Here is a 25,361-nt window from a genome sequence, read left to right as displayed (position 1 = left end):
ACCGGGTCATCGCCCAAGGCGTGGGCCCACAACCAACAAAAGGACACACAGCATGCCTCCCAAGAGCAAAAAGGTCTCCGGCTACATCAACCTGCAGATCCAGGCTGGTGCGGCGACCCCGGCTCCTCCCGTCGGCCCGGCCCTCGGTCAGCACGGCGTCAACATCATGGAGTTCGTCAAGGCCTACAACGCTGCGACCGAGCACCAGCGGGGCAACATCATCCCCGTCGTCATCACGGTCTTCGAAGACCGCTCGTTCACCTTCATCACCAAGACCCCGCCGGCCTCCGAGCTGATCAAGAAGGCAGCGGGCGTCCAGAAGGGCTCCGGCGAGCCGCACAAGACCAAGGTCGCCAAGCTGACCAAGGACCAGGTGCGCGAGATCGCCGAGCAGAAGATGCCCGACCTCAACGCCAACGACATCGACGCCGCGATGAAGATCATCGCCGGCACCGCGCGTCAGATGGGCATCGAGACCGCCGTCTAGGTCTCGAACACGAACGTTCGGTATGCCGCCCGCTCAGGCGAGCGGGCGGCATACCGAAGAGCTTCACTCACCTGAGTGAAGCGGTGGGAGGGCCAGCGCTGGCCCGCACCACGACTCCAACACCGAAATCTCAGGAGAGAACATGAAGCGCAGCAAGGGCTACCGCGCCACCGCGGAGAAGATCGACACCGACAAGGCCTACGCCCCCAGGGACGCCGTCCGTCTCGCCAAGGCCGGCGCCAAGGCCAAGTACGACGAGACCGTCGAGGTCGCCATGCGCCTCGGCATCGACCCGCGCAAGGCCGACCAGATGGTTCGCGGCACCGTGAACCTGCCCCACGGCACCGGCAAGACCGCCCGCGTCCTCGTCTTCGCCAACGGCGACAAGGCCGAGGCCGCTCGCGCAGCCGGCGCCGACTACGTCGGTTCCGACGACATGCTCGAGAAGGTCGCCGGCGGCTGGCTCGACTTCGACGCGATCGTCGCCACCCCTGACCTCATGGGCAAGGTCGGTCGTCTCGGCAAGGTCCTGGGTCCGCGTGGCCTCATGCCCAACCCGAAGACCGGCACCGTCACGATGGACACGGCCAAGGCCGTGACCGACATCAAGGGCGGCAAGATCGAGTTCCGTGCCGACAAGCACAGCAACCTCCACTTCATCATCGGCAAGGTGTCCTTCGACGAGAGCAAGCTCGTCGAGAACTACGCCGCCGCGCTCGAGGAGATCCTGCGCCTCAAGCCCGCTTCGTCGAAGGGCCGCTACATCAGCAAGGCCACCCTGTCGACGACGATGGGCCCCGGCATCCCGCTGGACTTCACCAAGACCCGCAACCTGCTCGACGAGGATGCTCAGGCCGACGCCTGACCTGCTCGCACCCGAAGCGGCCCTCGTTCTCCGGAACGGGGGCCGCTTCGTCCGTGGGCTGGTTAGTCTGGGTATCGCCGCAAGGCGCGGCCACTTTTGTCGCAGGGGATCCCATGACCGTCACCCGCTCGTTCGGCGCTGCCTTCGCAGCCCTCGCCCTGACCGCGGCCCTCGGCGCCTGCGGATCGGCCACGTCAGGGAGCCCGACCGGCTCCTCGGCGAGCGACCAACCCGTGGCCGAGACGCCGCAGGTCAAGGTGGGGGACACGGTCGACCTCACGGAACCCTTCGCGGCCTCCGTGACCGCCATGAAGGCCAAGAAGACCTTCACCCTCACGGGCGAGGCGGGTGGAGGATCGATGTCCGGTCAGATGCGCCTCGACGGGGCCGACACTGCGATGAAGATCCAGACCAGCATGGACGGTCGCAGCGTGGACATCATCCTCGTCGGCGGCGTGATGTACATGGGCGGCTTCCCCAACCTGCCTGCGGGCAAGACGTTCGTGAAGATCGACCCCGAGGGTGACGACCCCATGAGCAAGATGATGGGCCCGGCGTTGCGGCAGGTCGCCGAGTCGGCCGACCCGACGTCCTCCCTCGCGGGCATCGAGGGACTCAAGGCGAAGGTCATCGAGGTCAAGGACGGCACGACGACCTACGAGGTGACCATGTCCGCCGACCAGCAGCTGTCCATGGCCAGGAAGCGACTCGAGGAGATGGGGATGGGCGACACTCCGATGCCCACGCCTTCCGTGATGAAGCCCCTCACCCTCCGCCAGACCATCGGGGCAGACGACCTGCCGACGAGGATCGAGCTCACCGGCGCCGCCGAGATGACCGTGGACATGACGTACTCGGGGTGGGGCGAGCCGGTGGACGTCGTGGCGCCGCCGGCCGACAAGGTGGCGACCTTCGCAGACGTCATGTGACCGGTCGGCAGAGTAGCGACCCGCGTGGCCGACGCCTGGCCACCGTCGATCTCGGACAACCTGGCTTCACCTCACCGCAGCGCCACGGTGACCCAGACCATGGTCCCGGCTGCCCTCAGAGCTGACTGACCGGCCGCATTCGTCGCTCCCAGACCTCGCGGATAGTCTCGAGGGACTCAACCGGGAGGGAACCCATGAAGATCTCGATGCGCCGCTCCGGCGGTCCTGCCCTCGCGCTCGCGGGCCTGCTCGCGCTCGGCGCGTGCGGCTCGTCCGAGGGCGCCGCCGACACGCCCACCGCCCAGGGCGACAAGGCCCAGGGCGACAAGGCCGACCCGGGCAAGGCAGGCGACACGATCGACGCCGGCGAGCTCGCGGGTCGCATGGTCGCCGCCATGGAGAAGGCCGGCAGCGGCACCATGTCGATGGACACCGGCGGCGAGAAGGCCTCCGGCGACTTCAAGTACGTCGACGGCCAGCTCCAACAGCACACGACCGTCCCGGTCGAGGGCTCCAAGATGGAGATCATCGCCGTGGGGGACTTCGTCTACCTCAAGGGGCTCCCGGACCAGGCCAAGCCCTGGGTCAAGATCGACCCCAAGGCGAGCGACCCGATCAGCCAGATGTTCAAGGGCATCGCCGAGGGTGGCATCAGCGACCCGACCAAGATGGCCGAGAACCTCAAGGGCACCAAGGCCACGCTCAAGTCGAGCGAGGGTGGCAACTCCACCTACGAGTTCAGCGTCGACGCAGCCAAGGCCCTGGGCACCACCGCCCCCACGCCGAGTCCGTCGGCCAGCGCCTCGACCCCACCTCTGACGATGACCTATGTCCTCGACAAGGACGACCGTCCCGTCACCATCTCGACCACGGTGTCGAACCAGTCGATCAAGGTCACCTACGGCGACTGGGGCAAGAAGGTCGAGATCACCGAGCCTCCCGCCGACCAGGTGGGTCCGATCAGCTTCCCGTCCGCTCCCGCGGGCTGACCCACCGCTCCACCCGAGTTCGTCCCGCTCCACCCGAGTTGCCAGCTCGGGTGGAGCGCCCCTTTATCGGGTCACCCGATAATGCGCAGGCGATGGGGATGGTGGGGGCAGGTGTCGGCGTGAGGGCGGGGGAGGGGTGGATTTGGTCGCCGGGCTCTCGCCCGTCTACTGTGTCCCTTGACCAAAGACCGCCGGTTGTCGGGTGCATCCGCACCAGACCGAAGGTTCCGCGAGAGCGGGCAACCAGCGCAGGCGTAAGTTTCAACCACAGGCGACCTCAACCGTCGCGTCTGCTTGAGCCCCGCGTCCTGCGCCGGGGCTCATTTCTCTTTCGTGGACCTTCACCGCTGGTCGTACCGACGGAAGGAGGCCCGAATGTCTCGTGCAGACAAGACCGCGGCGATCGCCGAGCTCGCGGAGAAGTTCCGTAGCTCCAACGCCACTGTCCTCACGGAGTACCGCGGGCTCTCGGTGAAGCAGATCACCGACCTTCGTGGCGCCCTTCGTGGCAACGCGACCTACGCCGTGGTCAAGAACACGCTGACCGAGCTCGCCGCCAAGGAGGCCGGAGTCACGGCCTTCGACGGGCAGCTCGTCGGACCCTCCGCCATCGCCTTCGTCGATGGCGACCCGGTCGAGGCCGCCAAGGGCCTGCGTGACTTCGCCAAGGCAAACCCCCTCCTCGTGATCAAGAGCGGCCTGCTTGACGGCAAGGCGCTCTCGGCCGCGGAGATCACCAAGCTCGCGGACCTCGAGTCCCGCGAGGTGCTCCTCTCCAAGCTGGCCGGCGCCCTCCAGGCATCGCTCAGCCAGGCTGTCTACCTCTTCGCCGCGCCGCTGTCGCAGACCGCTCGGGTCGTCGACGCGCTGCGTGCCAAGGTCGAGACCGAGGGTCCGGCCGTGGCCGCTCCCGAGGCCGAGGCCGAGCCCGAGGTCGCTTCCGAGGAGACCCCCGCCGACGCCGCACCTGCGGCCGAGGCAACCCCAGACGTCGCCACGGGTGGCGACGACGCCTGAGACCCGGCACACGCTGAGGTCCCAGGAAAAACACCACCGCCACTCACGGCATACACCGAAGTAGAAAGGACGCCATCATGGCCAAGCTCAGCACCGACGAGCTCCTTGAGGCTTTCAAGGAAATGACCCTCATCGAGCTTCTCTGAGTTCGTCAAGCAGTTCGAGGACACCTTCAACGTCACCGCCGCCGCGCCCGTCGCGGTTGCCGCAGCCCCCGCCGGTGGTGGCGGCGACGCCGCCGCCGCGGAGGAGCAGGACGAGTTCGACGTCATCCTGACCGCCGCCGGCGACAAGAAGATCGCCGTCATCAAGGAGGTCCGTTCGCTGACCTCCCTCGGTCTCAAGGAGGCCAAGGACCTCGTCGATGGCGCCCCCAAGGCCGTCGTCGAGAAGGTCGACAAGGCCACGGCCGACAAGGCCAAGGAGCAGCTCGAGGCCGCAGGCGCGACCGTCGAAGTCAAGTGACCTGAGCCTCCACCGAGGCTGAAGCACTCCGCGAACGGGCGGGACGGATCCACTGGATCCGTCCCGCCCGTTCCGCATGTCCGGGCCCTTCATTCTCGGGTCATGCGTCAGGTATGCCGCGTGAGGGCTTGACGTGCGCCGCTGCGCCAGTCATCCTTTCCGGGTCACACCGTGTGCTTCTCGCGCACGACGGCTGGCCGGACCCGCGTCCCGCGCTCCTTGCGGGATTGGACAGGGTTGGACTGTTGCGCCCTTTAGGTCTATGCTGTTGCTTTGCCCTGCCCATGACCTCTCTCCGCTCTCGTCGAGCGACCTCCGCCGTGCCCCTGCCGCATCCCGGCTACTGCACGGGGAGTTCGGTTTCCTGATGTGAGCGGACTGGTCCTGGGTCGTGCGACCACCGTAAAAACACATGGCCAGTGGAAGGACCATCCTTGGCTGCCTCGCGCACCGCGTCCAAGATCGTGACCACCGCAATGACGGCTACGGGCCGTCTCTCGTTCGGCAAGATCCGTGAGCCCATGGAGGTCCCCGACCTCCTCGCACTGCAGACCGAGAGCTTCGACTGGCTCCTCGGCAACGAGCGGTGGCAGGAGCGTGTCGCAACGGCGCGCGCTGCCGGCCGCGACGACGTCCCGGAGCGTTCGGGTCTCGAGGACATCTTCGAAGAGATCTCCCCGATCGAGGACTTCAGCGGCTCCATGTCGCTCTCGTTCCGCGACCACCGCTTCGAGGAGCTCAAGTACTCCATCGAGGACTGCAAGGAGCGCGACCAGACCTACTCCGCGCCCCTGTTCGTCACCGCGGAGTTCATGAACAACACCACGGGTGAGATCAAGAGCCAGACCGTCTTCATGGGCGACTTCCCGCTCATGACCGAGCGCGGCACGTTCATCATCAACGGCACCGAGCGGGTCGTCGTCTCGCAGCTCGTCCGCAGCCCGGGCGTCTACTTCGAGCGCACTCCCGACAAGACGTCCGACAAGGACATCTACACCGCCAAGATCATCCCGAGCCGGGGTGCCTGGCTCGAGTTCGAGATCGACAAGCGCGACATGGTCGGCGTCCGCGTCGACCGCAAGCGCAAGCAGTCGGTCACCGTCCTCCTCAAGGCGCTCGGCATGACCGAGGCGCAGATCCGCGAGGAGTTCGCCGGCTACGAGTCGATCGAGCTCACCCTCGACAAGGACAACACCGAGGGCCAGGACGACGCGCTGCTCGACATCTACCGCAAGCTCCGTCCGGGCGAACCGCCCACCCGCGAGGCCGCGCAGAACCTGCTCGACAACCTCTACTTCAACGGCAAGCGCTACGACCTGGCCAAGGTTGGTCGCTACAAGATCAACAAGAAGCTGGGCATCGAGGGCGAGCTCACCGACTCCACCCTGAACGTCAACGACATCGTCGCGACGATCAAGTACATCGTGGCCCTGCACAACGGCGACGAGACCCTGCCGGGCCGTCGCAAGGGCGAGGACGTCGCGATCCGCGTCGAGACCGACGACATCGACCACTTCGGCAACCGTCGTCTGCGCAACGTCGGCGAGCTCATCCAGAACCAGGTCCGCACGGGCCTGTCGCGGATGGAGCGCGTCGTCCGCGAGCGGATGACGACCCAGGACGTCGAGGCGATCACGCCGCAGACCCTGATCAACATCCGCCCCGTGGTGGCCTCGATCAAGGAGTTCTTCGGGACCTCGCAGCTGTCGCAGTTCATGGACCAGAACAACCCGCTCTCCGGGCTGACGCACAAGCGTCGTCTGTCCGCGCTGGGCCCGGGTGGTCTCTCCCGTGACCGCGCCGGCATGGAGGTCCGTGACGTCCACCCGTCGCACTACGGCCGCATGTGCCCGATCGAGACCCCTGAGGGTCCCAACATCGGTCTGATCGGCTCGCTCGCGTCCTATGGCCGCATCAACGCCTTCGGCTTCATCGAGACCCCCTACCGCAAGGTGACCAAGGGTCGCATCACCGACGAGATCCACTACCTGTCGGCTGACGAGGAGGACGAGCACGTCATCGCCCAGGCGAACGCCGCGCTCGACACCACCGGCGAGCGGTTCTCCAGCGAGCGTGTCCTCGTGCGCATCAAGGGTGGCGAGGTCGAGTACATCCCGGCCGACGACGTCGACTACATCGACGTCTCCGCCCGACAGATGGTCTCGGCCGCGACCGCGCTCATCCCGTTCCTCGAGCACGACGACGCCAACCGTGCGCTCATGGGTTCCAACATGCAGCGTCAGGCGGTGCCGCTGGTCAAGGCCGAGGCGCCGCTCGTCGGCACGGGCATGGAGCTGCGCGCCGCGGTCGACTCCGGTGACGTCGTCGTCGCCGAGAAGGCGGGCGTGGTCACTGAAGTTTCTGCGGACCTCGTCACCGTCGCTGCCGATGACGGCACGTCGCGCACCTACCGGATCGACAAGTTCACCCGGTCCAACCAGGGCAACAGCTACAACCAGCGCGTCATCGTCTCCGAGGGTGACCGCGTCGAGCAGGGTGCCCTCATCGCCGACGGTCCTGCGACCGACGGTGGCGAGATGGCTCTGGGCCGCAACCTGCTCGTGGCGTTCATGCCGTGGGAGGGCCACAACTACGAGGACGCGATCATCCTCAGCCAGCGTCTGGTGCAGGACGACGTCCTCTCCTCGATCCACATCGAGGAGCACGAGGTCGACGCCCGCGACACCAAGCTCGGCCCCGAGGAGATCACCCGCGACATCCCCAACGTCTCCGAAGAGGTCCTCGCCGACCTCGACGAGCGCGGGATCATCCGCATCGGTGCCGAGGTCCGCGACGGCGACCTCCTCGTCGGCAAGGTCACGCCCAAGGGTGAGACCGAGCTGACGCCGGAGGAGCGACTGCTCCGTGCGATCTTCGGTGAGAAGGCGCGCGAGGTCCGCGACACGTCCCTCAAGGTGCCTCACGGCGAGACCGGCACGGTCATCGGCGTCAAGGTGTTCGACAAGGACGAGGGCGACGAGCTGCCCCCGGGCGTCAACCAGCTGGTGCGCGTCCACGTTGCCAACAAGCGCAAGATCACCGACGGCGACAAGCTCGCCGGTCGTCACGGCAACAAGGGCGTCATCTCCAAGATCCTCCCCGTCGAGGACATGCCGTTCCTCGAGGACGGCACGCCGGTCGACGTCGTGCTCAACCCGCTCGGTGTCCCCGGTCGCATGAACATCGGCCAGATCCTCGAGCTGCACCTGGGTTGGGCCGCGAGCCGCGGCTGGGAGATCGTGGGCAACCCCGAGTGGGCCAACCTCATCCCGGACGACGCCCGCAGCGCCGAGCCCGGCACCCGTGTCGCCTCGCCCGTCTTCGACGGCGTCCGCGAGAACGAGATCGTCGGTCTGCTCGACAGCACCCGCGAGACCCGTGACGGCGTCCGTCTCATCGACGGCTCCGGCAAGACGCCGCTCTTCGACGGCCGCTCCGGCGAGCCGTACCCGGAGCCGGTGTCGGTGGGCTACATGTACATCCTCAAGCTGCACCACCTCGTGGACGACAAGATCCACGCACGCAGCACGGGTCCGTACTCGATGATCACCCAGCAGCCGCTCGGCGGTAAGGCCCAGTTCGGTGGCCAGCGCTTCGGTGAGATGGAGGTGTGGGCGCTCGAGGCCTACGGCGCGGCCTACGCGCTGCAGGAGCTGCTCACCATCAAGTCGGACGACGTCAACGGTCGCGTGAAGGTCTACGAGGCCATCGTCAAGGGCGACAACATCCCCGAGCCCGGCATCCCCGAGTCCTTCAAGGTGCTCATCAAGGAGATGCAGAGCCTCTGCCTCAACGTCGAGGTCCTGTCCAGCGATGGCCAGGCGATCGAGATGCACGACGCCGAGGAAGACGTCTTCCGTGCGGCCGAGGAGCTCGGGATCGACCTGTCGCGCCGCGAGCCCAGTTCGGTCGAAGAGGTCTGACCGGTATGCCGTGTGCTCCCGTCCGCGTTGAGCGGCCGGTGCGCACACGGCATACCCAGCCTCTCCTGACCAACCCCCAGACTTAAGCAAGAGCAACGAGAGAAGGAACCACGTGCTCGACGTCAACTTCTTCGACGAACTGCGCATTGGCCTCGCCACCGCCGACTCCATCCGTGAGTGGAGCCATGGTGAGGTGAAGAAGCCCGAAACCATCAACTACCGCACCCTCAAGCCCGAGAAGGACGGACTCTTCTGCGAGAAGATCTTCGGCCCGACCCGGGACTGGGAGTGCGCGTGCGGCAAGTACAAGCGGGTCCGCTTCAAGGGCATCATCTGTGAGCGCTGCGGCGTCGAGGTGACCCGTGCGGCCGTCCGTCGTGAGCGGATGGGCCACATCGAGCTCGCCGCCCCCGTCACCCACATCTGGTACTTCAAGGGCGTCCCGTCACGCCTGGGCTACCTCCTCGACCTGGCGCCGAAGGACCTTGAGAAGGTCATCTACTTCGCCGCCTACATGATCACGAGCGTCGACGTGGACCAGCGCCACGCCGACCTGCCCTCGCTCGAGGCGCAGATCGAGGTCGAGAAGAAGGAGCTCGAGAACCGTCGCGACGCCGACGTCGACACGCGCGCCAAGAAGCTCGAGGGCGACATCGCCGCGCTCGAGGCCGAGGGTGCCAAGTCCGACGCCAAGCGCAAGGTCCGCGACTCCGCCGAGCGCGAGATGAACCAGATCCGCAAGCGTGCGGACGCTCAGGTCGAGCGTCTCGCGCAGGTGTGGGACCGGTTCAAGAACCTCAAGGTCCAGGACCTCGAGGGCGACGAGATCCTCTACCGCGAGATGCGTGACCGCTTCGGTCTGTACTTCGAGGGTGGGATGGGCGCCGCGGCGATCCAGAAGCGTCTGGAGTCCTTCGACCTCGAGGCCGAGGCCGAGCTCCTGCGCGAGATCATCGCCACGGGCAAGGGCCAGAAGAAGACCCGCTCGCTCAAGCGCCTCAAGGTCGTCTCGGCCTTCATGACGACGACCAACAAGCCGGCCGGCATGGTCCTCGACGCCGTCCCGGTCATCCCGCCGGACCTGCGCCCGATGGTGCAGCTCGACGGTGGCCGCTTCGCGACGTCGGACCTCAACGACCTCTACCGTCGCGTCATCAACCGCAACAACCGCCTCAAGCGACTGCTCGACCTCGGCGCGCCCGAGATCATCGTCAACAACGAGAAGCGGATGCTCCAGGAGGCCGTCGACAGCCTCTTCGACAACGGTCGTCGTGGCCGCCCGGTCACGGGTCCCGGCAACCGTCCGCTCAAGTCGCTGTCCGACATGCTCAAGGGCAAGCAGGGGCGGTTCCGTCAGAACCTCCTCGGCAAGCGCGTCGACTACTCCGGCCGTTCGGTCATCGTCGTCGGCCCGCAGCTGAAGCTGCACCAGTGTGGTCTGCCCAAGCAGATGGCCCTCGAGCTCTTCAAGCCGTTCGTGATGAAGCGCCTGGTCGACCTCGACCACGCGCAGAACATCAAGTCGGCCAAGCGCATGGTCGAGCGTCACCGTTCCGTCGTGTGGGACGTCCTCGAAGAGGTCATCACCGAGCACCCGGTCCTGCTCAACCGTGCACCCACGCTGCACCGCCTCGGCATCCAGGCCTTCGAGCCCCAGCTGGTCGAGGGCAAGGCCATCCAGATCCACCCGCTCGTCTGCACCGCCTTCAACGCGGACTTCGACGGTGACCAGATGGCCGTGCACGTGCCGCTCTCCGCGGAGGCGCAGGCCGAGGCCCGCATCCTCATGCTGTCGAGCAACAACATCCTCAAGCCGGCCGACGGTCGCCCCGTCACCATGCCGACCCAGGACATGATCATCGGCCTGTTCCACCTGACCTCGCCCATCGAGGGCAGCCAGGGTGAGGGTCGGGTCTTCTCCACCGTCTACGAGGCCCGCATGGCCTTCGACGCCGGTGAGATCCTGCTGGGCACGCCGGTCAAGATCCGTCTGCACCACGTCGTCCCGACGCCGGGCACGGTCCTCCCCGAGGGTGTCGTCCCCGACGACGAGGGCTTCGTGCCCGAGTGGCTGGCGGACACGAGCCTGGGCAACGCGCTCTTCAACGAGACGCTGCCGATGGACTACCCCTACGTCAACGACAAGGTCGACAAGAAGCGTCTCTCGACGATCGTCAACGACCTCGCCGAGCGCTACAGCAAGGTGCAGGTCGCGGCCTCGCTCGACGCGCTCAAGGAGTACGGCTTCCACTGGGCCACCCGGTCCGGCATCACGGTCGCCATCTCCGACGTCGTCACGCCGCCGAAGAAGCTCGAGATCCTCGAGGGCTACGAGGTCAAGGCCACCAAGGTCCAGGTCCAGTACGAGCGCGGTCTCATCACCGACGACGAGCGTCGTCAGGAGCTCATCGAGATCTGGACGCAGGCCACCAACGAGGTCGCCAAGGAGATGGAGGCCAACATCCCGGCCACCAACACCATCTTCCGCATGGTGTCCTCGGGTGCTCGCGGTAACTGGATGCAGCTGCGCCAGATCGCGGGTATGCGTGGGCTGGTGTCCAACCCGAAGGGCGAGATCATCCCTCGTCCGATCCGCGCGAACTTCCGCGAGGGTCTGTCCGTGCTCGAGTTCTTCATCTCCACGCACGGATCGCGCAAGGGTCTGGCCGACACGGCGCTCCGTACGGCCGACTCCGGGTACCTCACGCGACGTCTGGTCGACGTGTCGCAGGACGTCATCATCCGCGAGGACGACTGTGGCACCGACCGTGGCCTGGCCATGCCGATCGCCGCGACCGACGAGCGCACGGGCAACCGCACGGTGCACGACGACGTCGAGACCTCGGTCTACGCCCGCACGCTCGCCGAGGACGTCGTCAAGGACGGCGAGACGCTCGCAGAGGCAGGTATCGACCTCGGTGACCTCGTCATCGGTGCGCTCTTCGCTGCTGGTGTCGACAGTGTCAAGGTCCGCTCGGTCCTGACCTGTGACAGCAAGGTCGGCACGTGTGCGCTCTGCTACGGCCGTTCGCTCGCGACCGGCAAGCTCGTCGACATCGGCGAGGCCGTCGGCATCATCGCGGCCCAGTCGATCGGTGAGCCCGGCACGCAGCTGACGATGCGTACCTTCCACACCGGTGGTGTGGCCGGTGACGACATCACCCAGGGTCTGCCGCGTGTGGTCGAGCTCTTCGAGGCGCGCACCCCCAAGGGTGTCTCGCCGATCGCCGAGGCCAGTGGCCGCGTCACGATCGACGAGACCGACAAGGCCCGTCGGATCCTGCTCACGCCGGACGACGGCTCGGAGGAGCACGCCTACCCGGTGAGCAAGCGCGCGCGCCTGCTCGTCACCGACGGTCAGAGCGTCGAGGTCGGAACCCAGTTCACCGTGGGTTCGATCGACCCGAAGCAGGTGCTGCGCATCCTCGGTCCGCGCAAGGTGCAGATGCACCTCGTCGACGAGGTCCAGCACGTCTACCGCCAGCAGGGCGTGTCGATTCACGACAAGCACATCGAGGTCATCGTCCGGCAGATGCTGCGCCGGATCACGATCATCGAGGCCGGCGACGCGGACCTGCTTCCGGGCATGCTCGCCGAGCGTGGTCGCTTCGAGGACGAGAACCGTCGCGTCGTCGCCGAGGGTGGCACCCCTGCCTCGGGTCGTCCCGAGCTCATGGGTATCACCAAGGCCTCGCTGGCCACCGAGTCGTGGCTGTCCGCGGCCTCGTTCCAGGAGACCACCCGCGTCCTCACCGAGGCCGCCATGGAGGGCAAGTCCGACACCCTCCTCGGCCTCAAGGAGAACGTCATCCTCGGGAAGCTCATCCCGGCCGGGACGGGTCTGCTCCGCTACCGCAACATCAACGTGGAGCCGACCGAAGAGGCGAAGGCCGCGATGTACTCGATGCCGAACTACGACGAGTTCGCCTACCCGGCCTTCGGTCCGGGTTCGGGCGAGGCCGTCCGGCTCGACGACAGCGAGCTCGGTCTCGACCGGCTCTGACAGCAGTCAAACGCAAGGGCGGGTATGCCGTGTGGTCACCACACGGCATACCCGCCCTTCGTCGTTCCCCGAGTCCGCAGGATGCCGCGGGGAGGACGGCCACATCCGCAGACGTGGCGAGGTGAGAGGGTTGAGCCCATGCGCGACGACATGACCATCCGGCGCGAACGCGTCGAGGACCACGCGGGCATCGCCGCGCTCCATGACGACGCGTTCCCGCGGGTCGAGGGAGCCGCTCGCTCCGTGGAGTCGGCACTGATCGACGAGCTCCGAGGTGACGGTGACGCCATCGAGGAGCTGACCTTCGTCGCGGAGCTCGACGGTGAGGTCGTCGGCCATGTCATGTGCTCGGCCGCAACGCTGGGGGAGGGGTCCGCCATCGGTCTCGGCCCCATCGCGGTTGCCCCGGCCCTGCAGCGGCAGGGCATCGGTGCCGCTCTCATGGCCTCGGTGATCGCCTCGGCCGAGCAGCGCGGGGACGCCGCGATCGTGCTGCTCGGGGACCCCGGGTACTACGCACACTTCGGCTTCGTGGCGGCATCCCGACATGGAGTGGACGCCCCCAGACCGTGGGAGGACGGGCACTTCCAGATCAAGACGCTGCGGGCCTGGCGTGCTGAGCAGGCTGGCCCCTTTCGCTTCGCCCCGGCCTTCGAGCGCCTCGACGCCTGACGGGGGCGCCGCGGCACCGCCTTCGTCGCATAGTCACTATGCCTCACGCCCCGCTGGGGCTCAAAAGTGCATTTCTGCAGGTGAGGGGCCCATTTGGGTCTGGTAATGACTAGTCCGCCAGGGCTAGCGTCCAACTGCAGAACGGTGCGTCCCTACGGGGTACCTACCCCGTCGTACCGTCCAGGGGAGTGTGGACATGCGCGTCACTCGAGTTCTCGTTCCAGTCGTGGCGGCACTTGCCGCCGTCGCAGTCGCCGGCCCGCCGGCATCCGCGGTCACATCCGCATCCGCACCCACAGCCGCAGCAGCCGTGGCCAAGACCGGCTACCAGTCAGGTGCGTGGGGCACCTACGTCACGGCAATCGACAAGACCATCCAGTCAGGTCCGACCAGCTCGGCCTCCATCGCCTGCACCTCGACCAACGGACTGACGCGCACCAACACCCTGCCGTCGGTCAACCTGCCCGTCGTCGGTCAGGTCGGTGCCATCACGACCAAGGTCACGACGTCCGCGCCGACGTCGACGTCCGCCAACTCCAAGACGGCAGGCGTCAACCTCCTGGGTGGGGCGGTGGTCGCAGACGCGGTGGATGTCACTGCCACTGCGACGAAGACTTCCGGCCCGCCGACAGGCACCGGCTCGACCACGTTCGTGGGGCTCAAGATCCTGGGCAACTCGATCTCGGCCACGGTTGCGCCCAACACGAAGGTCTCCCTTGACGTCGGGGGTACGCGTGTCGGCACGGTCATCCTCAACTTCCAGTCGAAGACGACCGCGAACGGCGTGTTCACGCAGGCGACCCGAGGCATCGTCATCACCTTGCTCGCGAACAACCCGTACGGACTTCCTGCCTCCACCGCCGTGTACATCGGTGGTGCGAACGCCGGACTGACGACGACCTTCCGGGCAGCGACGAACGGCGGAAGCGGTTGGGGCCTGTCAGCGAACGCGCTGAACGGTACGGCCGTCATCGGCCGGCAGCCGCACATCGGCGTCCTCTGCTACGGCGGAACCCACAGCGGCAGCCTCGCGACGATCACCCGTGACCCCCTGGTCTCCACGGGCACGACCCTCGTGACCACGACGGCGACGAACGGTGCCACGACCACCACGAGCAAGGTGGTCACCTCGGTCGCCGCGCCGAAGATCCTGGGCGGTGTCATCTCCGCCGACGCGATCGTCGCCGAGGCACATGCCGCGTTGCGAGCGGACGGCACGGTCGGTGTCGCCGACAAGTCCCGCTTCGTCAACCTCAAGGTCCTCGGTCTGCCCCTGATCACCTCCAACGTCGCACCCAACACCACGGTCAACGTGGTGGGACTCGGGGCGGTGACCTTCCACAAGGTCACGCGCACCACCAGAGGGATCGAGATCGTCATGCTCGAGATCAAGCTTCTCCGCCAACATCGCCGGTCTGCCCACCGGGACGATCGTTCAGGTGGCGGGAGCCGACGCGAGAGTCATCGCCTGACCCCACCGAGCCACGGCCTCCCAACATCGTGCCGTGAGCAAGAGTGGGCAGTACAGAGCGGCCGCATCCCCTCGGGGGTGCGGCCGCTCGCTGCGGCGCAACGCGGTCTGTGGCCCCCCTGGGCCACCCGGCGCGATTTGGTGGGCTCACGGCATACCGGTATCGTTGGACACCGTGTCTGGCTAGGCCCAGACGTTGGTCAGGAGCAGGGCGCTGAGCGCCCGGAGCACTTGACCGCCCACCTTTCGCCGGGCACCCCACACCACGACCGGGTCACGTCACTGTGATGCGGGCTGGAACGGGGGATGCAGGGGAAAGCACCTGGTGCGACACGCCCGACCACGGGGGTCGAGCACCAGACACCACAAGGAGTTGCGGCAGCCGCCGTGACATTGACCAGACAGACAAAGGATCCAGGTTGCCTACCATCAACCAGCTGGTGCGCAAGGGCCGGCAGGACAAGGTCACGAAGACGACCACTCCTGCCCTCAAGGGCTCTCCGCAGCGCCGCGGCGTGTGCACGCGTGTGTACACCACCACTCCCAAGAAGCCGAACTCCGCGCTCCGCAAGGTCGCGCGCGTCAAGCTGACCTCCGGCATCGAGGTCACCGCCTACATCCCCGGTGAGGGTCACAACCTCCAGGAGCACTCCATCGTGCTCGTCCGTGGTGGCCGTGTGAAGGACCTCCCCGGTGTCCGCTACAAGATCATTCGCGGCTCGCTCGACACCCAGGGTGTCAAGGGCCGCAAGCAGGCTCGCAGCCGTTACGGCGCCAAGAAGGAGAAGAAGTAATGCCCCGTAAAGGCCCCGCTCCGAAGCGCCCGCTGCTCATCGACCCGGTCTACCAGAGCCCGCTCGTGACCCAGCTGGTCAACAAGATCCTCCTCGACGGCAAGAAGTCGATCGCCGAGACGATCGTCTACGGCGCCCTCGAGGGTGCCCGCGAGAAGTCCGGCACCGACCCCGTGCTGCTCCTCAAGCGCGCGCTCGACAACATCAAGCCGACCCTCGAGGTCAAGTCCCGCCGTGTCGGCGGCGCGACCTACCAGGTCCCGATCGAGGTCAAGCCCAACCGCGCCGTGACCCTGTCGCTGCGCTGGCTCGTCGGCTACTCGCGTCAGCGTCGTGAGAAGACGATGACCGAGCGCCTCATGAACGAGATCCTCGACGCCTCCAACGGCCTTGGCGCGGCAGTCAAGCGCCGCGAGGACACGCACAAGATGGCCGAGTCCAACCGGGCCTTCGCGCATTACCGCTGGTGACTTCCCGGTATGCCGTCCGCCCACCGAGGGCGGACGGCATACCGGACCCTGCAGTTCCGTTGGAACTGCCGCAGCACGACCGCACGACACAGCACGCAGAACTTCCGCAACGAGCGAGATGAGATAACCGAGTGGCACTCGACGTCCTGACGGATCTGACCCAGGTCCGCAACATCGGCATCATGGCCCACATCGACGCCGGCAAGACGACGGTGACGGAGCGCATCCTCTTCTACACCGGTGTCAACCACAAGATCGGTGAGACGCACGACGGCGCGTCCACGACCGACTGGATGGAGCAGGAGAAGGAGCGCGGCATCACGATCACGTCTGCCGCCGTGACCTCCTTCTGGGGCAAGAACCAGATCAACATCATCGACACCCCCGGCCACGTCGACTTCACCGTCGAGGTCGAGCGCTCGCTGCGCGTCCTCGACGGCGCGGTCGCGGTGTTCGACGGCAAGGAGGGCGTCGAGCCCCAGTCCGAGACCGTCTGGCGTCAGGCCGACAAGTACAACGTCCCGCGCATCTGCTTCGTCAACAAGATGGACAAGCTCGGCGCCGACTTCTACTTCACCGTCGACACCATCAAGGACCGCCTCGGTGCGGAGCCGCTCGTCATCCAGCTGCCCATCGGCGCGGAGAACGACTTCCTCGGTGTCATCGACCTCGTCGAGATGCGCGCGCTGGTGTGGCCCGGTGACTCCAAGGGTGACGTGACCATGGGCGCCAAGTACGAGGTCCAGGAGATCCCCGCGGACATGCAGGCCAAGGCGGACGAGTACCGCCACCACCTCATCGAGCGCGTCGCCGAGTCCGACGACGTCCTCATGGAGAAGTACCTCGGTGGCGAGGACCTCACGGTGGCCGAGATCAAGGCCGGCATCCGCACGCTCACCGTGCGCTCCGAGCTCTACCCCATCCTCTGCGGCTCGGCCTTCAAGAACCGTGGCGTCCAGCCGATGCTCGACGCGGTCGTCGACTACCTCCCCTCGCCGATCGACGTCCCCCCGATGGTGGGTCACAAGGCCGGCGACGAGGCCGTCGAGATGACCCGCAAGCCCAGCAGGGACGAGCCGTTCTCCGCGCTGGCCTTCAAGGTCGCCACGCACCCGTTCTTCGGCACGCTCACCTTCATCCGGGTCTACTCCGGTCGCATCGCCGCCGGCTCGCCGGTCGTCAACACGACCAAGGGCAAGAAGGAGCGCGTCGGCAAGCTCTTCCAGATGCACGCCAACAAGGAGAACCCGGTCGACGAGGCCCTCGCCGGCCACATCTACGCCGCGATCGGCCTCAAGGACACCACGACGGGTGACACCCTGAGTGACCCCGACCAGCAGATCGTGCTCGAGTCGATGAGCTTCCCCGACCCGGTCATCCAGGTCGCGATCGAGCCCAAGACCAAGAGCGACCAGGAGAAGCTGTCCACGGCCATCCAGAAGCTCTCGGCCGAGGACCCGACCTTCCAGGTCCACCTCGACGAGGACACGGGCCAGACGATCATCGCCGGCATGGGCGAGCTCCACCTCGACATCCTCGTCGACCGGATGAAGCGTGAGTTCAACGTCGAGGCCAACGTCGGCAAGCCGCAGGTCGCCTACCGCGAGACCATCAAGGGCACCGTCGAGAAGCACGACTACACCCACAAGAAGCAGACGGGTGGCTCGGGTCAGTTCGCCAAGATCCAGATCCGCCTCGAGCCCCTGGACACGACCGAGTCCGGTGAGCTCTACGAGTTCGCCAACAAGGTCACCGGCGGTCGCATCCCGCGCGAGTACATCCCCTCGGTCGACGCCGGCATCCAGGACGCCATGCAGTACGGCGTGCTCGCGGGCTACCCGCTCGTCGGGATCAAGGCCTCGCTGCTCGATGGCGCCTACCACGACGTCGACTCCTCGGAGATGGCGTTCAAGATCGCTGGGTCGATGGCGCTCAAGGAGGCCGTCCGCAAGGCCGACCCCGTGATCCTCGAGCCGATGATGGCCGTCGAGGTGCGCACGCCCGAGGAGTACATGGGCGACGTCATCGGCGACATCAACTCGCGCCGTGGCCACATCCAGGCCATGGAGGACATCAGTGGGGCCAAGGTCGTCAAGGGCCTGGTTCCCCTGTCCGAGATGTTCGGTTATGTCGGAGACCTCCGGTCGAAGACGCAGGGCCGAGCGAACTACTCGATGGAGTTCGACTCCTACGCGGAGGTTCCCAAGTCCGTGGCCGAGGAGATCATCGCCAAGACCCGGGGTGAGTGACCGCTAGACTGGTCGCTGGTCCGGATCTGGGCACGACGTCGACACGCCTGGCCGTGTCGACTTGGGTTCCAGTTCAACCACATGCACAACCCCAGAACGACGCCACGTCCTGCACGGCCGTGAAGCGTTTCACCAAAGAAGAGTCCTGAGGAGGACAAAAAGTGGCGAAGGCAAAGTTCGAGCGGACCAAGCCGCACGTCAACATCGGCACCATTGGTCACATTGACCACGGGAAGACGACGCTGACTGCTGCGATCTCCAAGGTCCTGCACGACAAGTATCCGGACCTGAACCCGCAGTTCGCGTTCGACGACATCGACAAGGCACCCGAAGAGAAGCAGCGCGGTATCACCATCTCCATCGCGCACATCGAGTACCAGACCGAGAAGCGTCACTACGCGCACGTTGACTGCCCCGGTCACGCGGACTACGTCAAGAACATGATCACCGGTGCCGCCCAGATGGACGGTGCGATTCTCGTCGTCGCCGCCACTGACGGCCCGATGCCGCAGACCAAGGAGCACATCATCCTGGCCCGCCAGGTTGGTGTCCCCTACATCGTCGTGGCGCTCAACAAGGCCGACATGGTCGACGACGAGGAGATCCTCGAGCTCGTCGAGATGGAGGTTCGTGAGCTGCTCTCCGCCTACGAGTTCCCCGGCGACGACGTCCCCGTGGTCAAGGTCTCGGCGCTCAAGGCGCTCGAGGGCGACGCCGAGTGGGGCCAGACGGTCATGGAGCTCATGGACGCGGTCGACGAGTCGATCCCGGAGCCCGAGCGCGACATCGACAAGCCGTTCCTCATGCCCGTCGAGGACGTCTTCACGATCACCGGTCGTGGCACCGTCGTCACCGGTCGTATCGAGCGTGGCGTCCTGAACGTCAACGAGGACGTCGAGATCGTCGGCATCCACGAGGGTCCCGCGACCAAGACCACGGTCACCGGCATCGAGATGTTCCGCAAGCTCCTCGACGAGGGTCGTGCGGGCGAGAACGTCGGCCTGCTCATCCGTGGCATCAAGCGCGAGGACGTCGAGCGCGGCCAGGTCATCTGCAAGCCGGGCTCGATCACGCCTCACAAGAACTTCGAGGCGAACGTCGTCATCCTGTCCAAGGATGAGGGTGGCCGTCACACGCCGTTCTACGACAACTACCGTCCGCAGTTCTACTTCCGCACCACGGACGTCACCGGCGTCGTCAAGCTGCCCGAGGGCACCGAGATGGTCATGCCCGGCGACAACACCGAGATGTCGGTCGAGCTGATCCAGCCGATCGCCATGGAAGAGGGCCTCAAGTTCGCCATCCGTGAGGGTGGCCGGACCGTCGGCGCCGGTCGCGTCACCAAGATCACCGCGTGATCTGAGCGACCGACTGCGTTCCTGACGCACTCGAGAAGGGCCCCACAGCACCCCGGTGCTGTGGGGCCCTTCCGCACACCCGGGGGCGGGCCCCCGATATTCGCTCGCGCTCGGCGCGGAGCAGGGCTTTCCTGATGCGTATGCCGCGCACCTGGTCCGATCTCGACACCCTGCCGCCCGTGGCGGGGGAGTGGCTGGCGCCTCGGCTGGGTCAGTTCGGCACGGTCGGCGGGCTGGTCGGGAAGCACTTCGCCGCGTACGCCGTGGTGCCGCACTTCCCGGCGGACCCAGCCGGCCAGACTGTCGAGATCCTTGACCCGACGGATGCCGCCGTTCTGCGGGCGTGCCTCCAAGCCGATCCGGCCGGCCATGTCGCGGCGCTCTGGGACGGCCATGGCCACTTCGGCGGCGGCACGGAGCTGAACCCGGAGACCGGGGAGGAACGACAGGTCGAGCCTCCGTTGGGTCGTGAGGTCATCGAGGCTCCTCGGCTGATGCTCCCGGGTCGGTGCTACACCCTCTTCGATGCTCACCTCGACGAGCTCGACGACCTTGACGTCGGCAACGGGTCGATCTGGACCATGTCGCCCGACCTGTTCTGGCCCCGGTCCCACGAGTGGCTCATCGGCGGGGACACCGACATCGCAGCGACGTTCGTCGCCGGCTCCATGGCCCTGGTCGGGCGGGTCCTGTCCGCCGTTCCCCGAGCTGCTCCTGTCACGCCCGAGGAGGCGTTGTCACCGTGGGCCGAGCGGGTGTGGGCTGACTGGTCGGAGCTGCTGCGGGGGTTGACAGGTTCGTGACAGGTACGGCATACGGACAGCCCAGTTCGGGCGCCGACTGTGGATGACGCAAGGTCGACCATCCCGGATCGACTGCGACGAGAGGAACCCCTCATGCCCAAGTTCACGACGTCCACCGCACTGGCCGGTGTGGCCGGCGCAGCCGCTGTGACGCTGGCCGGATTCGGAGCCAGTGCCGCGCTCGCCGAGACCGCACCGGCCCCCACGCCCAGCTCTTCCTCCTCGACGGGCGCTCAGCCTGACACCAGCGACGCACCCCAAGGTGGCGGTCGCGGCCATGGGCCCGGTGGCATGAAGGGCGCCGACGCCGGCGCCCTGGCCAAGGCTCTGGGCATCGACGAGGCCACGGTGCAGGCCGCCATCGAGAAGGTGCGCGAGGCCACCAGGCCCGCCGAACGCCCTGCTGAGGGCACGCGGCCCAGCGAGGCCGACCGTGAAGCCCGGCACGCGGCATACGTGACCGCCCTCGCGAAGGAGCTCGGAGTCGAGGAGGCCAAGGTGACCGCCGCCCTGGAGGAGCTGCGTGCCGCCCGCACGGCGGAGCACCGCACCGCCCTAGGCGAGAAGCTCGACGCAGCAGTCACCGCCGGCAAGCTCACCGAAGCCGACAAGGCCTCCGTCCTCAAGGCTCTCGACGCCGGCGTCCTCGGAGGCGGCCCCCGCTGACCTCGTCCCGCGTTCCTACCAGCGACACCGGAACCCTCGCGGCTGCCCGCCGCGGGGGTTCTCGGGTGTTTAACACGACCAGCTTTCGACGCGCCACGGGAACGGGTATGCCGTGCGGCCCGAACCCGATTTGGTAGGTCGCCCCCCGCTCTGGCACTATTGTCCAGTTGCTTGGTGTGGGACGCACCCCTCGACCACTCGTCGGGTTCCGGACCACCACTGCACGTGAGAACACCTCGAACCGGTCAAGCCGGGGCGACACACGGCAGGCAGAGCAGCTCCGGTCCACCGGAGTTCCGATTCACCTGATGGCTCGTCGCAGGAATGCGCATGCCGTCGGGCCGCGTAGCGGGCGCGACACGCCCGACCTCGGGGGTCGGACCCAGGACCGACCTGAGACAGAAGTAAGAAGACGGCGAGAGAGAGACGGAAGCCAAGATGGCGGGACAGAAGATCCGCATCCGCTTGAAGTCGTATGACCACGAGGTCATCGACAACTCGGCGCGGAAGATCGTCGACACGGTGACCCGTGCCGGCGCAACGGTGGTCGGCCCGGTGCCGCTGCCCACGGAGAAGAACGTCTTCGTGGTCATCCGTTCGCCGCACAAGTACAAGGACAGCCGCGAGCACTTCGAGATGCGTACCCACAAGCGCCTCATCGACATCATCGACCCGACGCCCAAGGCCGTCGACTCGCTGATGCGTCTCGACCTGCCGGCGGACGTCAACATCGAGATCAAGCTTCTGAGGTTGACGACATGACTGACATTGCAACCAAGATCCAGAAGGGCGTGCTGGGCAAGAAGCTCGGTATGACCCAGGTGTGGGACGCCGACAACCGGCTCATCCCCGTCACCGTCATCGAGGCCGGCCCCTGTGTTGTCACCCAGGTGCGCAAGACCGAGACCGACGGCTACGCCGGTGTCCAGATCGCCTTCGGTGCGATCGACCCGCGCAAGGTGACCAAGCCGCTCACCGGCCACTTCGAGAAGGCCGGCGTCACGCCGCGCCGCCACCTCGTCGAGCTCCGCACCGCGGACGCTGCCGAGTACTCGCTGGGCCAGGAGCTGACGGCCGGGACGTTCGAGGCCGGTCAGGCCGTCGACATCTCCGCGACCACCAAGGGCAAGGGCTTCGCCGGTGTCATGAAGCGTCACGGCTTCCACGGCGTCTCGTCCTCCCACGGTTCGCACAAGAACCACCGCAAGCCGGGCTCCATCGGTGGCTGCGCCACCCCGGGGCGTGTCTTCAAGGGCATGCGCATGGCCGGCCGCATGGGTGGCGTGCGTCAGACCACCCAGAACCTCACGATCCACGCTGTCGACGCGGACAAGGGGCTGCTGCTCGTCAAGGGCGCCGTCCCCGGTCCCCGCGGTGCGGTCGTGCTCGTCCGCAACGCCGTGAAGGGAGCGTGACCACTGTGGCCACCACCGTGAACGTTGACCTGCCCGCCGAGATCTTCGACGTGCAGACCAACATCCCCCTGATCCACCAGGTCGTCGTCGCCCAGCTCGCTGCGGCGCGCCAGGGCACGCACTCGACCAAGACCCGCGGCGAGGTCCGCGGTGGCGGTCGCAAGCCCCACCGCCAGAAGGGCACCGGCCGCGCCCGTGCGGGCTCGACCCGCGCGCCGCACTGGACCGGTGGTGGCGTCGTCCACGGACCGACGCCCCGCGACTACTCGCAGCGCACCCCCAAGAAGATGAAGGCGGCTGCCCTGCGCGGCGCGCTCTCCGACCGCGCTCGTCACGGCCGCATCCACGTCGTCACGTCGCTCGTCACGGGCAACGCGCCGTCGACCAAGGACGCCGTCGCGCTGCTCGCGGGACTGACGGAGCGCAAGAACATGCTCGTCGTCCTCGACCGCAGTGACATCGTGTCGCTGAAGTCGGTGCGCAACCTGGAGAACCTCCACGTCATCGTCGCCGACCAGCTCAACACGTACGACGTGCTCTGCGCCGACGACGTCGTCTTCACGCAGGCCGCGTTCGACGCCTTCGTCGCCGGCCCTGCCGGCAACGTCAAGCCGATGGACGTCCTCGAGGTCGTCGAGGCCCCGGCCGCGAACGAGGCTGCCCCCGTCGCCGCCAAGGCCGAGAAGCCGGCCAAGACCGACAAGCCGGCGAAGGCCGACAAGCCGGCGAAGGCCGACAAGCCGGCCAAGGCTGCGAAGGCTGACAAGCCTGACAAGCCTGCCAAGGCCGACAAGCCTGCCAAGGCTGAGAAGGCCACCAAGGCCGAGAAGCCGGCCAAGGCTGAGAAGCCGGCCGAGGATGTCAAGGAGGAGCAGAAGTGAGCTCGTCAATCGTTCGCAAGAACCCGCGCGACATCCTGCTGGCGCCGGTTGTCTCCGAGAAGTCCTACGGACTGCTCGACCAGGGCAAGTACACCTTCCTGGTGGACCCGCGCTCGAACAAGACCGAGATCAAGATTGCCGTTGAGGAGATCTTCAACGTCAAGGTCGACTCGGTCCACACGCTGAACCGCAAGGGCAAGACCCGGCGCACCCGCTTCGGACTGGGCAAGCGCAAGGACACCAAGCGCGCGATCGTGACCCTCCGCGAGGGCACCATCGACATCTTCGGCAGCGCTGGCGCCTGAGAGACGACTGAGGAACTTAAGGAAACACGACATGGGTATCCGCAAGTACAAGCCGACGACGCCTGGCCGTCGCGGCTCTAGCGTCGCCGACTTCGTCGAAGTCACGCGCACCACGCCTGAGAAGTCGCTCGTGCGCCCGCTCACCAAGAGCGGTGGCCGCAACAACAACGGCCGCATCACGACGCGTCACATCGGTGGGGGCCACAAGCGCGCCTACCGGCTCATCGACTTCCGTCGCCACGACAAGGACGGCATCCCGGCCAAGGTCGCTCACATCGAGTACGACCCCAACCGCACCGCCCGCATCGCTCTGCTGCACTTCGCAGATGGTGAGAAGCGCTACATCCTGGCCCCCAAGGGTCTGGAGCAGGGCGCCAACATCGAGAACGGTCCTGGCGCCGACATCAAGCCCGGCAACAGCCTGCCGCTGCGCAACATCCCGACCGGTACGGTCGTCCACGCCGTCGAGCTCCGCCCCGGTGGCGGCGCGAAGATCGCGCGTTCGGCCGGCGTCCGCGTCCAGCTCGTCGCCAAGGACGGTCCCTACGCCCAGCTGCGTATGCCGTCCGGCGAGATCCGCAACGTCGACGCGCGCTGCCGCGCGACGATCGGTGAGGTCGGGAACGCCGAGCAGTCCAACATCAACTGGGGCAAGGCCGGCCGCATGCGCTGGAAGGGCAAGCGCCCGACCGTCCGTGGTGTCGTCATGAACCCGGTCGACCACCCGCACGGTGGTGGCGAAGGCCGCACCTCCGGTGGTCGCCACCCGGTCAGCCCCTGGGGCAAGGCCGAAGGCCGCACCCGTCGCCCGGGCAAACCGAGCGACAAGATGATCGTCCGCCGACGCCGCACTGGCAAGAAGCGCTGACAAGGAGCCATTGACACATGCCTCGTAGCTTGAAGAAGGGCCCCTTCATCGACGACCACCTTCAGAAGAAGGTGGACGTCCAGAACGAAGCGGGCACCAAGAACGTCATCAAGACCTGGTCGCGCCGTTCGGTCATCAGCCCGGACATGCTCGGCCACACTCTCGCCGTCCACGACGGCCGCAAGCACGTCCCGGTGTTCGTCACCGAGTCGATGGTCGGCCACAAGCTCGGCGAGTTCGCACCCACGCGCACCTTCAAGGGTCACGTGAAGGACGACAAGAAGGGCCGGCGCCGCTGATGGCCACTACCACCACCACCAAGGGCAACGCCGCCGAGGCCACCTCCTCCGTGGTCCTTGAGGCTCGGGCCCAGGCCCGCTCCGTGCGAGTCACCCCGCAGAAGGCACGCCGGGTCATCGACCTCATCCGCGGCAAGAACGCCAGCGAGGCCATCGCCACGCTGCGTTTCGCCCCGCAGAGCGCGTCCGACCCGATCCTCAAGGTGCTCGAGAGCGCCATCGCCAACGCCCGGGTCAAGGCCGACAAGACCGCCGAGCGTTTCGACGAGCAGGAGCTCGTCATCACGTCCGCCTACGTTGACGAGGGCGCGACGATGAAGCGTTTCCGTCCGCGTGCGCAGGGCCGAGCCTCGCGCATCAACAAGCGCACGAGCCACATCACCGTGGTCGTCGCACCCAAGCAAGCAAAGAACTCGAAGGGAGGCCGCTGAA

Annotated in this window: 21 protein-coding genes and 2 pseudogenes; all 23 read left to right on the top strand. The window is 66.8% G+C overall.

Annotated features, from left to right (window positions below):
- Positions 1 to 52 precede the first annotated feature (52 nt).
- The 23 genes and pseudogenes from rplK to rplV all read left to right on the top strand — a co-directional run bounded on the left by rplK (position 53) and on the right by rplV (position 25,360).
- On the top strand, positions 53 to 487 hold the full coding sequence (rplK, locus tag ACZZ98_RS03735) for a 50S ribosomal protein L11 (RefSeq protein WP_463514991.1): 435 nt from the start codon (positions 53 to 55) through the stop codon (positions 485 to 487).
- A 142-nt stretch (positions 488 to 629) separates the two neighbouring features.
- Positions 630 to 1,352 carry a 50S ribosomal protein L1 gene (rplA, locus tag ACZZ98_RS03730; RefSeq protein WP_463514990.1) on the top strand — a complete coding sequence of 241 codons (723 nt, stop codon included), beginning with the start codon at positions 630 to 632 and terminating at the stop codon, positions 1,350 to 1,352.
- A gap of 113 nt (positions 1,353 to 1,465) precedes the next feature.
- A complete protein-coding gene (locus ACZZ98_RS03725; protein ID WP_463514989.1) occupies positions 1,466 to 2,281 on the top strand; it encodes an SCO4651 family lipoprotein in 816 nt (271 codons plus the stop codon).
- 194 nt (positions 2,282 to 2,475) lie between these two features.
- Positions 2,476 to 3,270: a hypothetical protein gene (locus tag ACZZ98_RS03720; RefSeq protein ID WP_463514988.1), complete on the top strand. Its 795-nt coding sequence runs from the start codon at positions 2,476 to 2,478 to the stop codon at positions 3,268 to 3,270.
- Between the two features lie 375 nt (positions 3,271 to 3,645).
- Entirely contained in the window at positions 3,646 to 4,287 is a 642-nt protein-coding gene (gene rplJ / locus ACZZ98_RS03715; RefSeq protein ID WP_463514987.1) for a 50S ribosomal protein L10, read from the top strand.
- 77 nt (positions 4,288 to 4,364) lie between these two features.
- Positions 4,365 to 4,752 (top strand): annotated as a pseudogene (rplL, locus tag ACZZ98_RS03710) (50S ribosomal protein L7/L12).
- A 434-nt stretch (positions 4,753 to 5,186) separates the two neighbouring features.
- A complete protein-coding gene (gene rpoB / locus ACZZ98_RS03705) occupies positions 5,187 to 8,675 on the top strand; it encodes a DNA-directed RNA polymerase subunit beta (RefSeq protein WP_463514986.1) in 3,489 nt (1,162 codons plus the stop codon).
- Positions 8,676 to 8,787: 112 nt separating this feature from the next.
- On the top strand, positions 8,788 to 12,678 hold the full coding sequence (locus ACZZ98_RS03700) for a DNA-directed RNA polymerase subunit beta' (RefSeq protein WP_463514985.1): 3,891 nt from the start codon (positions 8,788 to 8,790) through the stop codon (positions 12,676 to 12,678).
- Positions 12,679 to 12,816: 138 nt separating this feature from the next.
- The gene (locus tag ACZZ98_RS03695) at positions 12,817 to 13,350 is read left to right on the top strand and encodes a GNAT family N-acetyltransferase (RefSeq protein ID WP_463514984.1); all 534 of its coding nucleotides are present in this window, start codon (positions 12,817 to 12,819) and stop codon (positions 13,348 to 13,350) included.
- A gap of 196 nt (positions 13,351 to 13,546) precedes the next feature.
- Entirely contained in the window at positions 13,547 to 15,109 is a 1,563-nt protein-coding gene (locus ACZZ98_RS03690; RefSeq protein WP_463514983.1) for a choice-of-anchor P family protein, read from the top strand.
- Positions 15,110 to 15,240: 131 nt separating this feature from the next.
- Positions 15,241 to 15,615, top strand: a complete 375-nt coding sequence (gene rpsL / locus ACZZ98_RS03685; protein WP_009775972.1) for a 30S ribosomal protein S12 — start codon at positions 15,241 to 15,243, stop codon at positions 15,613 to 15,615.
- Positions 15,615 to 16,085 carry a 30S ribosomal protein S7 gene (gene rpsG, locus ACZZ98_RS03680; RefSeq protein WP_353952854.1) on the top strand — a complete coding sequence of 157 codons (471 nt, stop codon included), beginning with the start codon at positions 15,615 to 15,617 and terminating at the stop codon, positions 16,083 to 16,085. The genes rpsL and rpsG overlap by 1 nt, the downstream gene beginning before the upstream one ends.
- A 131-nt stretch (positions 16,086 to 16,216) precedes the next feature.
- Positions 16,217 to 18,334 (top strand): elongation factor G, encoded by a 2,118-nt coding sequence (gene fusA, locus ACZZ98_RS03675; protein WP_463514982.1) that lies wholly within the window; start codon positions 16,217 to 16,219, stop codon positions 18,332 to 18,334.
- Positions 18,335 to 18,495: 161 nt separating this feature from the next.
- Positions 18,496 to 19,692: an elongation factor Tu gene (tuf, locus tag ACZZ98_RS03670; protein ID WP_380085635.1), complete on the top strand. Its 1,197-nt coding sequence runs from the start codon at positions 18,496 to 18,498 to the stop codon at positions 19,690 to 19,692.
- Positions 19,693 to 19,832: 140 nt separating this feature from the next.
- Positions 19,833 to 20,495, top strand: a complete 663-nt coding sequence (locus ACZZ98_RS03665) for a hypothetical protein (protein WP_463514981.1) — start codon at positions 19,833 to 19,835, stop codon at positions 20,493 to 20,495.
- A gap of 93 nt (positions 20,496 to 20,588) precedes the next feature.
- On the top strand, positions 20,589 to 21,161 hold the full coding sequence (locus tag ACZZ98_RS03660; protein ID WP_463514980.1) for a hypothetical protein: 573 nt from the start codon (positions 20,589 to 20,591) through the stop codon (positions 21,159 to 21,161).
- Positions 21,162 to 21,599: 438 nt separating this feature from the next.
- Positions 21,600 to 21,923 carry a 30S ribosomal protein S10 gene (gene rpsJ, locus ACZZ98_RS03655; protein ID WP_463514979.1) on the top strand — a complete coding sequence of 108 codons (324 nt, stop codon included), beginning with the start codon at positions 21,600 to 21,602 and terminating at the stop codon, positions 21,921 to 21,923.
- On the top strand, positions 21,920 to 22,576 hold the full coding sequence (rplC, locus tag ACZZ98_RS03650; RefSeq protein WP_380085632.1) for a 50S ribosomal protein L3: 657 nt from the start codon (positions 21,920 to 21,922) through the stop codon (positions 22,574 to 22,576). The genes rpsJ and rplC overlap by 4 nt, the downstream gene beginning before the upstream one ends.
- A 5-nt stretch (positions 22,577 to 22,581) precedes the next feature.
- A pseudogene (gene rplD, locus ACZZ98_RS03645) lies at positions 22,582 to 23,181 on the top strand (50S ribosomal protein L4); the annotation flags it as partial.
- Between the two features lie 272 nt (positions 23,182 to 23,453).
- Entirely contained in the window at positions 23,454 to 23,762 is a 309-nt protein-coding gene (gene rplW, locus ACZZ98_RS03640) for a 50S ribosomal protein L23 (protein WP_380085631.1), read from the top strand.
- Positions 23,763 to 23,793: 31 nt separating this feature from the next.
- Entirely contained in the window at positions 23,794 to 24,630 is an 837-nt protein-coding gene (rplB, locus tag ACZZ98_RS03635; protein ID WP_380085630.1) for a 50S ribosomal protein L2, read from the top strand.
- Positions 24,631 to 24,647: 17 nt separating this feature from the next.
- The gene (rpsS, locus tag ACZZ98_RS03630; protein ID WP_009775961.1) at positions 24,648 to 24,929 is read left to right on the top strand and encodes a 30S ribosomal protein S19; all 282 of its coding nucleotides are present in this window, start codon (positions 24,648 to 24,650) and stop codon (positions 24,927 to 24,929) included.
- Positions 24,929 to 25,360, top strand: coding sequence for a 50S ribosomal protein L22 (gene rplV / locus ACZZ98_RS03625; RefSeq protein ID WP_463514978.1), 432 nt, complete (start codon positions 24,929 to 24,931; stop codon positions 25,358 to 25,360). Before rpsS ends, rplV begins: the two co-directional genes overlap by 1 nt.
- Position 25,361: the final 1 nt, after the last annotated feature.

Source organism: Knoellia sp. AC549 (assembly GCF_979258975.1).
This window is presented reverse-complemented; position numbering and strand designations above follow the sequence as displayed.